This window comes from Prevotella sp. P5-92, assembly GCF_002251245.1.
GTDB lineage: Bacteria > Bacteroidota > Bacteroidia > Bacteroidales > Bacteroidaceae > Prevotella.
On sequence record NZ_NPJG01000007.1, the window covers coordinates 16277 to 30764 of the forward strand.

The 14488-nt window shown below is 47.6% G+C and carries 2 protein-coding genes; both read left to right on the forward strand.

Annotated elements, in window-relative coordinates:
• Positions 1-16: 16 nt before the first annotated feature.
• Positions 17-13447: a discoidin domain-containing protein gene (locus tag CIK99_RS00860; RefSeq protein ID WP_158215862.1), complete on the forward strand. Its 13431-nt coding sequence runs from the start codon at positions 17-19 to the stop codon at positions 13445-13447.
• Between the two features lie 502 nt (positions 13448-13949).
• Positions 13950-14282 (forward strand): HIT family protein, encoded by a 333-nt coding sequence (locus CIK99_RS00865; RefSeq protein ID WP_094378812.1) that lies wholly within the window; start codon positions 13950-13952, stop codon positions 14280-14282.
• The last annotated feature ends 206 nt before the right edge of the window (positions 14283-14488 follow it).

Genomic DNA, 14488 nt, shown 5'->3' on the forward strand with positions numbered 1-14488 from the left:
TAAAATAGATAATAATATGCTGATTAAAAGAAGATTATACACTACGATAATAGCCTTGCTTGCCCTCTGCACCACGGCTTTTGCGCAGACGGGTAGCTTCAGCGGTCCTGTACGATATGTCACAACGTCGGGCAACTATGCCAACGACGGAACATCGTGGGCGCAGGCTAAGAACAACCTGCAGGATGCCATAGAGTCGCTTCACGACTATATGACCCGAAACGGCATCACGGAGGGACGCGTGTATGTGGCGGCTGGAACATACCGACCCACCACTTCTACCCCCGGTGGCGATGGTGTGCTATATACTTCTTTTCTCATATATGAAGGCATAACGGTGTATGGAGGATTTGATGCTGCAAATCCCGAAGCCACTCCCGAAGAACGTATCGTCTTTGATGCTGACGGTTCGGAAAGGACAATCTCTCAGGCCACAGGATTGAAGTGGCGAATGAAGAACACCACCACGCTCAGCGGTAATCACAGTAGCTCTACGGAAGACCCGATGAAGTGGAACTCATTAAAGAACGAATACGACGAGTCGTTTACGGGCAACTCATACCATGTGGTATGGTTTGCCACCAACACCTCAACCCATTCCTCCGGTCTTAATGACAAGAACCGCGGCGTGGCTCTTGCCCATACCGCCGGTCTCGACGGCTTTACCATACGCGACGGCAATGCCTCCAACCGCACCGTGCCCGAGCAAACTGACGGCTCTCATGCTTATCACAACAGTTATGGCGGCGGAGTGTATATGGTGGGCAACACCGTGATGCGCAACTGTATCATCCGCCAGAACTCATCGTCGCTGCGTGGTGGAGGTGTGTATATGGACGGCGGAGGACTGATGGAGCAATGCTATGTCACCCAGAACCAGTCGGGTGGAGTGGGTGTTACCGACGGTTATGGAGGTGGAGTGGCTTGCGACGATGGCGGCATAGTGCGCCATTGCCTCATCGAGAACAATGCCGCAAGATGTGGCGGCGGACTCTCCATAGCTTTCTCCTCGCAGCCTGCCAACGACAATGCGAGATATGCTTCATTCGCCACAGGATGCGTGGTGAACAACAACACATCATCGGCAGAGGCAGGAGGAGTATTTATGAAGAATGGCGGTCTGCTCAACCACCTCACCATCACATACAACAAATGTGTGGGAGCGGGAGTGGTGTATAACAACCGGCGCTACGGACGCAGTGGCGGACTCTATGTGGATGGCGGCGGTATGGTGACCAACTCCGTGATATGGGGCAATGAGGTGGCTGCCAACAACAATGTGCAGTATGCCACATACCGTGAGCATGCCTCTACACCAAAGGTGAAGCTCGACTTCGTGGCTCTCTCCAAATACAACTACGTCGATTGGAGCGGTACGGTGAAGCGCACCAACGGAGTGTATTCCTTGAATGAGGAAAATAGCAACACCTCGACTCCGGGATATTACCCTGACTTCACCGACGTTCCCGGCTCTGCTGGTGTGATTGACAATACTACTGCCACGGGGCGATGGAATCCCCGCGCCTCGTCATATCTGCGTCATCAGGGTATGCAGCTCAACGACTATCCCACTTCCGGTAATTATGACACCAACGGCAATGACATCGTTGCTGCCCATATCACTGAGGATATCATAGGCAATCAGTTTGCCCCCCGCTGCGTGCTTGGGGCTTTTGTGGCCAATAGCCTTAATGGTGCAAGTGCCTCGGTGGCAAGTATTGAGGACAATACCACTCCGATAAGGACAGTGTTTATCGACCCCACCACCGATGCCGTAGTGTCGCTTGATAATGATGCGACGTTGGGAAGCTCTTGGGAGAACGCTTTCAGCAATATCAACGATGCTTTGGATTATGTGAAAACGCTTAAACCAATGGCAGACAGCCCCGTGCAGATTCTTGTCAAGCAGGGCACTGCCACAACGGCTGGAAATTCCTATCTGCCCCATATCCGCTCGTCTTTTATAGATCTTCCGAGCCACGTGCGACTGTATGGCGGTTTCGCCTCGTCGCTCACTAATATTGACATTTCCAAGCGCAATCCTAAGGCTTACCCAACCCGCATAACTGCCAACATCACTGGTAGCGACTATGCCGAAAACGGTTGTCATATCATCACAGTGCGCCATGGAGCGACCGACGTCATTGTGGATGGATTGCAGCTCTACTTCGCCAATGCCCAGACGAGCAGTGTGCTGCCCACCCTCGCTTTGGAGGGAGGTGCGGGCATAGCCGTCATCAACAGTTATGACAACCTTCCGATGAATGACATTAAGATACGCAACTGTATAGTAGCCAACTGCACCGCCTCGCAAGGCTCCGCCCTTTTCCTGCGCAACACTCCAGGAGCCGTGATGCAGGTGGATGTGGAGAACTGCATCTTCCATAACAATGCCGTGACCCGTCAGCAGGCAGCCACCGTTGAGGCTACGGGCAGCAACGCCACGCTCACCCTCAACCACTGTCTCATCCGTGGCAACGTGGGATATGGCGTGATGGCAACTGATAATGCCAACATCAAGGTGAAGAACACTGCCCTTCATGCCAATATCAATTATGGCTCAAATAGCGGCTCTTCTAATCTGAAGATTACCGACCTTACTGCCACGGAGTCCAATCCCGACCCTAATGTCGTAACCTTCACAACATCAAGTGGAAAAATAGAATTATCCGACGGAGCAACGAAAGCAAATAATATGATGGACTTGGGAGTTAGTGATGCTGTTGCAATCGCAGTAGCCACCTCCAAGTTCTCCTATCACTCCTCATATACCTCCACCTATCCCAAGTTCGTCAACCCCACGAGCAACATTGGAGTGAACAAGGAGGGCGACGTGACGATGTACGGTGGCGACCCCAACTGGATGCCGATGAACACCAATCCCATGGTGAATGCCGCAAACGAGACAGGTTCCTCAGCCACTGATTCTAACTTTGGCAAGGACATGACAACTGTATTCTTCCGCAACTATGGCGGTGCAGCCGACATTGGTGCAGTGGAGAACCACAATGAAGTGACAGAAGGTGACACTTCCAATGAGGATGTTGAGGGAGGCTACCAGCCACCTTACGGCAAGGTTATTTATGTGCGTGACTACCGCAATGCCGACGGAACAATAGACTACTCAAGGGATGGTGACGGTTCATCATGGCAGAATGCCATCAATGGAAACCTCGAGTCAGACAAATATACGAACAACCACAACTTTAGCGGAGTGGATGCCGAGTTGTATGAGGAAGGTTATCAGCTCACAGGTCTCCAGTGGGCAGTGGACGAGGCTTTTGCCCGCTCGTTGGAGAGGAATGCAGACAATTTAATCAAATACACAGAGATTCCAGGTGTGACGCACTTCAATCCCGGAAGTCAAAGCACAGTCAATCCTAACCGTACAACTATAGATGTCTCAACTGTTGACAAGAGTAAGCGAGTTCAAGTCTGGATAGGCGAGGGTGAATACATCCGTCGCGAAGGCTTCTTCATGCGTGATGCAGTGGATGTATATGGTGGTTTCCCTGGCAAGGGAGGCGACCCTCAATCCCCTGGTATGAAAGAGCGTGTACCCAAGACCTCTATCCTTGAGACATTGACAAATGGCGAGGTGACTGAGACAGGTGTTACTGGTACAGGAGCATGGGGGCCTCAGGTGGATGACTATAAAAACAATTTAGGTCTTTATAAGAATCAAATATCAAATTTTGAACCTGTTGATCGGACAAACTGGAGAATAAAGAGTTTTTCTTCAGAAGAGGTCAATGGAGAAGGCTCGAATGGTAGGGTAGAACAGGCTATTGATAATAGTACATCTACTTATTGGCATACAATAAAAAAAGGAACCAATCAACAGCACATAACATTGGATTTGTCGTCATCGCAAAGTTTTAATGCGGTGAAATTATATGCGAGAAATTATAAGATTAAGAATATTTTGATAGAGTATTGTGATAATTCCCCAGTCACTGATTATGACTTGTGGACGGATAACAAAAAACAATTCTCTTATACTATGTCAAACGAGAATCCATGCTATTGTTTTATGGGAGAGGCTGCTACAGCTCGTTATGTCAGAATCAATATCATAAATACTTATTCCAACAGCTATACCGATTTGAAGGAAATATATTTGGGAACAGGTACATCTTCTTCTGATTTTTCCCCTTTAGATAGAACTCAGTGGACTGTAGAGGAATTTTCCACTGAAGAAACTAATGGTGAGGGTACTACAGGAAGGGCTGCACATGCAATTGACGGTGATGAAAATACTTATTGGCATACAGCTTGGAAGGATCCATCTTTACCTACTTTGCCACAATACATCACTATTGATATGAGACAGGAGTATTCCATAAGTCAAATGAAATTGATAAGTAGAAGCTATAAGCCAAATTCAATAACGATTGATTATTCATCAGATTATTCTTCTTGGAATACTATATCAGGATTAACAGTTGATAATGAATTAGAGAGCCTTACAGACTTTGGTTCCACAATTAGTGCCAGATATATCAAACTAACAGTAAATTCTGTATATGGTGACGGAAAATATTTTGACCCCAAAGACATACAGTTTGGAAACAACGGAATATTTGTTAAAGGTGTTTCCGGGGGGTATACATACGATCTCAATGCATATCAGATGGCATACAAGACACAACGCGTATTGACCCAGCCATATCCTTATTTTAAAGGAAAAGGAAATATCAATGGTAGCACTCAAGGAAATAACCTGGAGTTTGATAACAACCCAATTAATCCATTCTGTGTCATTACCAGTTGGGATGGTTTTGTTATCCGCAACGGAAGAACCAAGATTACACATCAGCGTGACGGTGGAGCTGGAGTGGCTTTGCGTATCAATGGACGTTTGGCTAACTGTGTGATAACAAATAATATTCTGTCGTCAAAATCAAATACTCGTGGAGGTGGCATATTCCAAAATGGTGGAATAATTGAAAACTGTGAGATTGATGGTAATATATTAAATGGTGAAGGCGGTTCTGACAATAATGTCTTTGGTGGAGGACTTTATCAAAGAACTGGTACTGTATTCAACACTTCTGTCATTCATAATAAGATTACAGGTAACGGAACAAGGCAAGGTACTGGCGTGTTCTTTGAGAATGGTAGATTCTATAATAATACAATTACGGCTAATGAAGGACCATATACACTGTATTCTGGAAAATGGTTCTCAAATGGCCGTATAGATGTGTATAACTCCATTATTTATAATAATACAACAAATAATACCAAAGAATTCGACTGTAATACAGGCGAAGGTAATATAACTCTGAAAAACTGTCTGTTTAAGAATAAAACTACTCACAGGACTTTTGACAATTCCTATACTAATGTTGATGCTTCTTCATTCGTTTATATGGATGACAAGAGTTTGTCAGTCTCAGACCTCTTCAACGATCCGGACAATGGTGACTATAGTCTGAAAGAAGGGGCTATTGCCATTAACATGGGAACTGACCAGTTGGGTAAGAATATGGAGGGTACTGCCGATATTGTGCTTCCTTCATACGACGCGCAATATGCCGACCGCATCCAAGACTGTACCGTGGATATCGGTGCATACGAGTTTAATGGAGCTTATAGCATTACGCCGGATGAGACGACAAGCACAGACAAGGCGGTATTCTATGTCACTCAAAACGGACGCGGCACTGGCTCGGCTGCCAATCCTGAGAATGCCGCTTGCTGGACTAAGTTGCAGAAGGTGCTGGATGCTGCGGGAAGATATTTGTATTCGCATAAAGGCGATGTAGTCAAGAAACAAGTGATTGTGAAGTTGGCGGGCGATGCACCAACGGAAAGTGTGGAGAGCGGAAATAAAACCTACAAGTATTCTGGCTTTGTATATCGCCCCCGCCGCTCAAACAAGGTGACGGCTTCGGGACAGGAGGTGAACACACGCGACTATACTATCATCGTGCCTCATGGAGTGGAGGTATGGGGAGGATATAGCGACGCCTACACAAGTGCTGACGACAACGGATTCTATACCAAGGACTCTGAGGGCAACTATACCGACAACCGCGACGTGCTGAAAAACCGCACTACCCTCAGCGGTGTGTATCAGGCTGACGACCAGGATGTAAACGTATATAATGTGGTGACGTTTACCAATGATACATATACCGAAGAGGGAACACTCAAGACACAAGATGCTCTTAAAAACATATCAGCCCGTGCCGTGCTCGACGGACTATTCATAGAAGACGGTAATGCCGACGGCGAGAAGCAATCTACGGGACAAAGAACAGACACTCGTGTGGGTGGGGCTGCCATCGTCACGGGATATGCACATATACGCAACTGCGTGGTGCAGAACAACAAGGCTACGGATGCCGGGGGTGGACTGTATCTCGAAGAGGGCGCATTGGTGAGCGGAAGTATCGTGCAATATAACGAGGTAACCAAGGGTGACGGAGGAGGACTATACGTGGAAGAACCGGCATCGGCATCCTCTGAGAATGTCAACGCCGCAACCAACCCTGCCCGCATCTTCACGTCCGACATCATATATAACACGGCAAGCGGAGCGGGAGGAGGTATCTCGTTCACCACCGACGGCACGCCGAATGTCAGGGCAAACAGTGTGCTGTTCTGGCAGAACACGGGTAGCGAGCAGTCGAACGTCAACGGAATGGTGACACCCTCGGATGCAGGGAACACCAACCTTACCATCGACGACTATCCCATATCCTTCTGCGCCACAGAGACTACTCGTGAACCGGGTATCAACAACATCGCAGTGCATACCGATGTGGATAAGGGTGTGCGCTTCGCCACAGAAACGTACAACCATGACTATACCGACAGCGAGGGAAAGGCTGTCAATAGAATGCATAATAGTTATGAGTTCTATAATATAAAGAAATACAGTCTGTTGGCGCGTGGAGGTATGGAGTATAAGGACTATAAAGCCCTTGTCGAGAGTGATGCCCTTACCGCCGAAGACATGGCGAATGTGACCCGCACATTTCAGGGCAACGACTTCATTGACATCGGGGCCAGGGCCATCGGCGAACTGGTGCTGCCTGTGGCTACTGCCGGCAATCTCATGACCCGCATCTTTGTGGTGAAAAACGAGGAGGACGTGGCTACTACATCAGTGGAGGTGATGCAGAACCAGACAGTAAGCCCTTATTACCAGCAGGAAGGCTCGTCGTTCGCCTATCCCATGCGCTATCTCGACGATGCACTTGAATACGTGAGGGATGCACGTAAGCTGAAGAAACTTAATGATGCACAAACCGACTCTGTGTATGCATATAAAAACCAGGAGTTTGAGATTATCCTCAGCGGCGGTACATATTACCCCATGCGTAACATCAAGGGAGAATATGTGAACAGCCGCGGACGTACATATCTCGTGCCTGAAGGCGTGACCATCGTGGGAGGTGTGGAAGTGAAGCAGACAAGCACAAGCGATGGAGAGTCGTATTATGGAAATATCGCTTCTGTTGGAAATCTTCAAGAAAGCAATGTTGCATCGACAACATTTACTCATGGCAATTCAACCGTCGTTATCTCCCATCCCGAGATTAAGGACATCATAAATAGCAGAAAGCTCTCCGACATCAACCACAACAACATTGCTGAACCGTGGGAGATGGCAGTGCAGACCATTCTGTCAGGACAGGTGGTGAACGGTAATTCCAATGAAAATGTATATCACGTTATTGCTTGTATTGCTGATGAAAAACACGTAGGAGGACTGCCTGATGCTACGATTACATATCACGACAGCAAGAGTGAGAAATATGACTCAAATGCCGGCAACGGCACTGTTCCATGGGAGCGTGGTGTGCCTGTCATCATCGACGGTGTGGAGATCGAGGACGGCATGGCTATAGGATATGACGCAACAGCCGTGAACAGTAAATCAACATACTATAAGGGGGGTGCCATCTGTGTCGAAGGCAACTGGACTACAGGTGATTTCTTAAGAACATATACGGATGGTAGCGGCAATGCTATCGAGAGGCCTGTAGGATATAGAAGCATACCTATTGAGGTGCGCAACTGCAACTTCCGCAACAACGGAGGATGCCTTGGAGGTGCCATCTTCACCGACAGCGAACTGAAGGTGTTCGCCTGCAACTTCGTGCAGAACTATGCCAAGGTGGAGACTGACAAAGTCAACGGCACCAACGTGACATACGCAGGACGTGGCGGCGCCATCAACGCCAGCTACAACACCGTGATAGTAAACTCGCTGTTTGCAAACAACGAGGCTGACACAAACTATCCAAATGACGGAGGCGACCTGACAGGTTTGGGAGGTGCTGTGCTGCTCGGAGAGTATGCCTCGCTACACATGATAAACTGTGACGTGGTTCGCAACCTTGCTTACGGTTATCCTGCCGTTTATTGTTATTCAGCAAACAAGGGCGGAGACACTACGAACCCCGACCTCGTGAAAAACAATCCGCATAAGATTGTCAACACCATATTCTGGGGCAATGAGGTGACGGGTGACAGCGGGATGGACAAGGTTGCCAACTTTGCCCAGGACTTAAATAGTAGTACCAAGAACGCCGAGATGCTGTGGTTCTGCGCTTACGAGGCAGGTAAGGGCAACGCCCCTGTAAACTCCAATAAAAACATAGATTACCGACTTCAGGATTATACGGGATTCGGAACTTTCATACCTTCGCTGTGGACTGGCAAATATAACTATCTCGATGCGGATAACACAACTATCAAAGAGTCAACAGAAGATAATCCCGACAAGGATCCCGGGACAGGGCTCAACCCCGTGACTTGCAATATCATCATAGACTCTGACAACGACGCCATCAACGGACCGAACTTTATCAACCCGTCGTCAAAGGCAGGAAAGGCTGGATATTACACCTCTGCCGACTGGATGATAGGTCGTATCAACAACCTCGTGGATAATGGATGGACATTCCTCCAGCAAGACCTGAAGGGTGATGACCCTAAGTTTGTCTATATTGACGATGAGGGAAATACCGTTAGTCAGAGCACCTCAGGGGCAAAGGCGGCGGGTGCCGGTATCTACCGCCGCACTGCTTACGACTATGACAATGTCAACACGGGTGAGACGGCTGTGCCTATAGGCAAAGACGAGTATATGACATACGCCGATGGTACGGGCAAGGCGATGCTGCGTATTTCCACTGACCCTAACCCTACTCACCACCAAACTTACATTGATCTCGGCGTGTATGAATACCAGCACGTTAAGCTCGACCCGTCGGTGGAGGACGGACATATCGATGTGCTTTGGGTGACGCAGCAGGAGAGAACCAGTGCCTCGGTGGCTGACGGCAAGACTTGGGCAACGGCTACGAGCGACGTGCAGCGAGCTATAGAGACCTTGCTCGCATCGCGCAACGGACACGACAAGGAAATCCGTATGCTCGAAGGACGATACCAACCCGTATATACCATCAACGGCAATCTCGGTTTCACTATCACTACCGACATCACCACGGGTGTAGTGCCGCCCGATTGGAGTGGCTCGACATCCAAGGGTGTGAACTCCCTTACTATACGTGGAGGCTATAGTAAGGATGTGCAGGGATTGGAGAACATTCACGACTATCCCGTATATCTTTTTGCTTCAGAACGCTCAGGTGTGGATGGCAATCTGCTCGGACATGTGTTTGTGATAGGTGATGTAAGGCAGAGGGAATCGTCGGGTTCTTCTACAGATAATAAGGTTACTACCAATGTGAAAGACTATGTAGTTCCTGTATATCTCGACGGATTGACCTTCTGTAATATTAAGTCTAAGCCGCATAAAGATATTGCCGGAAACAGTTGCTCAGGCGGAGCCGCTGTGTTCTATAAGGATCAGAAGATAGATGACAATACTTTTGTTGGCAAATCATACGTTACGGAGAATGGAGAGAATGTCAGCGATAATGGTGTTGAATATACACAATATCCAATCAGCGGCACAGAATCTAAATATCCTCTCTATAAGCTGACGATGAACCGCTGCGACTTCCTCATCAATGGAGCAACCTCAGAAGTGCCGGCAGTAACGATAGGCGAGGGTGGAGGTGAGGCTCTGATATATAACTCCGTATTCCATAGTAATACGGGTAGTCCGCTCGTCGGTACAGACACTAAGGTGGTAAACTGCACTTTTGCTCTCAATGGCGGTAGTATTCAATTCAGTAACACTGAACAGGGCAAGTCGGAAATGCATAACTCTGTGCTTTGGAGAAATAATGGATATGAGACTACTGATGAATGGACAGGACTTTCCTCTGGAAGTATGACATATAATGCCATATCGTCGCTCAGTCCAGAATATGAAGTCAATAATAATGTGACCTTGTCATCTGACAACAACAACGTGCTGCAAGGCCCGAACTTCTTTGACCCCGCATTGTCTGCTGCCGATGATGACAATTGGGCTAAGGCTTCGCGTGACTTCCGTGTCAACCCGAGTGCAAAGATTATCGGTAAGGCATCGCCTAAGAAATATGTGGAACTCGTGAAGGACCTCACGGGAAGGTATCCTTATACTTCTGACGTGGCTATTTCGAATGCCAATGATGTCAACGACCCATATTATGTGGACTTGGTGAAGCAGGACTTCGACCTTGCCGCCAACACCCGCCATTACGGCTCTGCCGGTATGGAGCGTGGAGCTTACGAATGTATTGCCACTCTGAGCCGTGTGCTCTATGTCAATCCCGAACGTGTGTCGTCAAGTGCCGACTACAATGGATTCTCATGGGAAAAGGCATATACCAAGGGCAATCTCCAGAAAGCCATCGATGCCGCAGCCGTTTATTCTAACGTACATAATAAAGAGAAATCGTATGTCTTTGTCAAGGGTATGGCCACATCTACCGGTGAGACCATCACCATGCGCGACAACGTAACGCTTTATGGAAGTCTGCCGTCAACCACAGGCATCAATACGGGAGTAGTGGAGACAACGCATGATGACGGAAGTAAGTCATACGATGACGACAAGATTATAGATTATATCAAGGCAATGGATTCCGACCGCGACGGTATGGCTTCTTCTTATTCCAAGCATACCATAGTCAATGGAGTCAAATCGACAGAGGATTTGGACTATTGCCTCTTCGACGGCCTTCTGATTGGTAATGCCGATAACGGTGATGCAAACTCATCCGCTTCGCCCGTGGTGGATATACAGAAAGGCAATGTGGCTCTACGCAACTCCATCATTGCCAACAATGAGATTACTTCCACTAACCAGCCGCTTGTCAATATGAAGTCGGGACTGCTCTACAACACGCTCATACGTGACAACAAGGTGGCTGAAACTTCAGATGCTCTCGTCTCGCTTGAAGCTAACGGCTATATGCTCAACTGCACCGTAGTAGGAGGTGACTTGGCTCAAGTCACCCCCGCCTCAAATGCCATTAATAATATAATGTATAAGGAGACAGACGCGGCCATGCCTTTCGCCCCGTATTTCCGTCATTCTTCTACGGCTTATCATGGAAAGATACCTGAGGCTGATGTAAGCAACCGCAACCTCTGGTATCAGTTGCATGAGAGAACTACTAATATTGAAGGAGGCGACAATGGCACGTCAAAAGATGCCGCTGGCAAATACGATGGTAAGAGCCATGTGTCAGAAAACCTCAAGCAGTATGTTGATTATACCTCAGACCGTGACCTTCTCGGCAATCCCCGGTTCCTTGGTACCCGGGTGGATAAAGGATGCTTTGAGACATGGTCAACGGGTGCGATGACGGAGTCAGGCACTGTAGATCCCAATGATCTCTTTGTCGATGCTGACCCTGATAATTACAACAGACAGAATTATCCGCACGAGGGTTCGGTGGTTTATCTGCAGCCAGCAGGTAAATTAGTATGTAAGAATATAACCGACGGAGCGGGTAATGTGACATCGCATTACTTTACCGATGACAATCCTCTGCGCCCTGGCTACGTCCTTTCATTAGAGGGCGGTTCGCTCTACGGTCAGGGCAACACAATCCACCTCCGCTATGTGTCTGCCGAGAGAACAATTGAGGGACAATACTCCCTCTTCTCACTGCCATTTGACATGGACTATGGGACGGACGATAAGGGCGTAATGCCTTTCGTTACTACCACCACCTACGATTCAAATAACAATGTTACGGAAAAAGCCGTTGCCCCATTCTCTCGATACGAGTATGACGGTGAGGCACGAAGCCACTATAAGTACAGCTTTGCAGAGAGCAACTCTACATGCTGGAAACAGCTCACTACAGCTACCCGAACAGCTAACGAGGGTATGCTCATCGACCGAGGCTCTACAGCTACAAAGCAAACACTTCGCTTCACCGCATACGGAGCGACTGCCGCTGACTATCCTTATCGCGAGTCTGCCGATGAGGATTATGTCACCCTCACTCAATATGACGACCGCACATCAACCGGCGGCGGCTCTGACTTTACCTCTGTATATAATATGGGATGGAATCTCAAGGGCATGCCTTATCTCATCAGTGCATATCCAATATCCAAACAGATGGAAGATGGCTCCTATGCCATGAATGTGCCGCATGTCATATACACTATGGAACCCAAGGGAAGCTATGTGACGAAGCGATCGTGGGAATCTGATAACACACTCTCGCCCGGAGATGCCTTCTTCACACAGACGGCAACCATCAACGATGTAGAGAAACTCCAATTTGCCCAGCTCTTCTATACCTCTTCTGCTACTCCTAACACGGCCAGCACCCGTTCCGCCCTCAACATCTACTTGTCTTACGCAGATGCAACAAGTGAGGATGCCTCTAGGAGCGTTGGCGTTTCACATGCGGCTGGCGTTGTCAGTCTGCAGCCAGTGGATAACACCTCTGACGAGTACGCATCCTTGGTATATTCCATCAACCGCGACGGAGCGAAGTTCATGTCGATGAATCCCGCTATCCCCGACATAGCCGTATGCGGAGCAGGAGGCGAGATGATGTCGTTGGTAGGTGCTGCTCCTGTTGAAAAGGAAATATCCTTGGCTACGAGGGTTGGCTCAACCGGTCGTTACACCTTCTCGCTCGATAGGAGTGCAGGCGTTTCACCCGCCACCACCGAGGTATGGCTAAAGGACTATCAAACGGGCATTGTCACTAATCTCATGGAAGAGGCTTATACTGCCGAGATTACCGCAGGCGAGACTCCTGCATCCCCGGTGCTTACCACAGGTAGATTCTCATTGACAATCGGCGGTGTGCGTCCTGACATCGGTGAACGTGATGAAAACAGTGCCAGATGGACAATATCCATCAACCATTGCCGTGTGTCGGTCTCTGGTCTCTCCACAGATTCCGATGTCCTCTTCTACACCACCGATGGCATACTCCGCCATCGTGCCACTCCATTCCTTGGCAAATGCGAGGCAGAGCTTTCTCCTGGTGTATATGTAGTCAGGGCAGAGGGAAATAGCAAGGTTATAGGGCTTGTAAGGAGAGATAAATAGGGAATTTTGTAATATGTCATAATAATACCTAATCATAATTTTAGTAGATACCCAGTATAATTTTAAGTAGATAGCCATTATAATTTATAGTTGATACCCAAAGTAAATGTATCACAATAGGGCAAATGGTTTATGTTCCGCAGTGCGGAATGTACGTTCCGCAGTGGCGTATGTACATTCCGCAGTGGTGAACGTACGTTCCGCACTGCGGAATATAACTTAATTCCCCGTTTTATCCAAATTCACTTCCCCTTTCCTTATACATTTCCATCGAGCAAGATGATACATTCACTTCAGTAATTCACAAAAACCTTAAATAAGATAAATTTTCTTTGTATTTTCGAAGATATTTATTACTTTTACGTATTTAATTCGAAATAAATCGATATACTAATGAATATACCTCAATCAGACATATTGTCAACAAGTCGCCTTGGGAAAATATTCTCAAATACGGTGGCTACATACAAATACTTTTGGTTTGTATCCATTATGCAGATACATGCCAAAGAGGACTGCCAAGTCATGGAGTCTCATCCCTGGCTATCCTGTGTCGCCAGGTCATGCCCTCATTATTCCCAAACGTCATGTTGCCTCGTATTTCGATCTCACCAATCACGAGCGCGAAGCGATGAACGTAATGCTTCAGTATGTACGTCAAAAGGTTGAAGAGCGGTATCATCCCGATGGATTTAACGTTGGTATCAATATTGGCGAGGCTGCCGGACAGAGTGTCTTCCACTGCCATATGCACCTTATTCCTAGATACAAGGGTGATGTGCCAAATCAGAAAGGCGGGGTGAGGGGAGTTATTCCGAGTAAACAGAAGTATTGATATAAAAAAAATTATAAATATATATCATCAATATTGTTTGTCTCGCAAATTATCATTATTTTTGCAGACGCATACCAAAAGGTATTGCAAACTAAAGTTGAAGGCTATATGACGAAACGTGAAATATCCAAACTGTTTGAAGACAGAAAGATTCGTACCGTATGGGACGATAAGGAAGAGAAGTGGTACTTCTCTATTGTTGAAGA

Coding starts and splice junctions, on each gene's coding strand:
- CIK99_RS00860 (WP_158215862.1), top strand. CDS start 17: ATGCTGATTAAAAGAAGATTATACACTACGATAATAGCCTTGCTTGCC.
- CIK99_RS00865 (WP_094378812.1), top strand. CDS start 13,950: ATGCCAAAGAGGACTGCCAAGTCATGGAGTCTCATCCCTGGCTATCCT.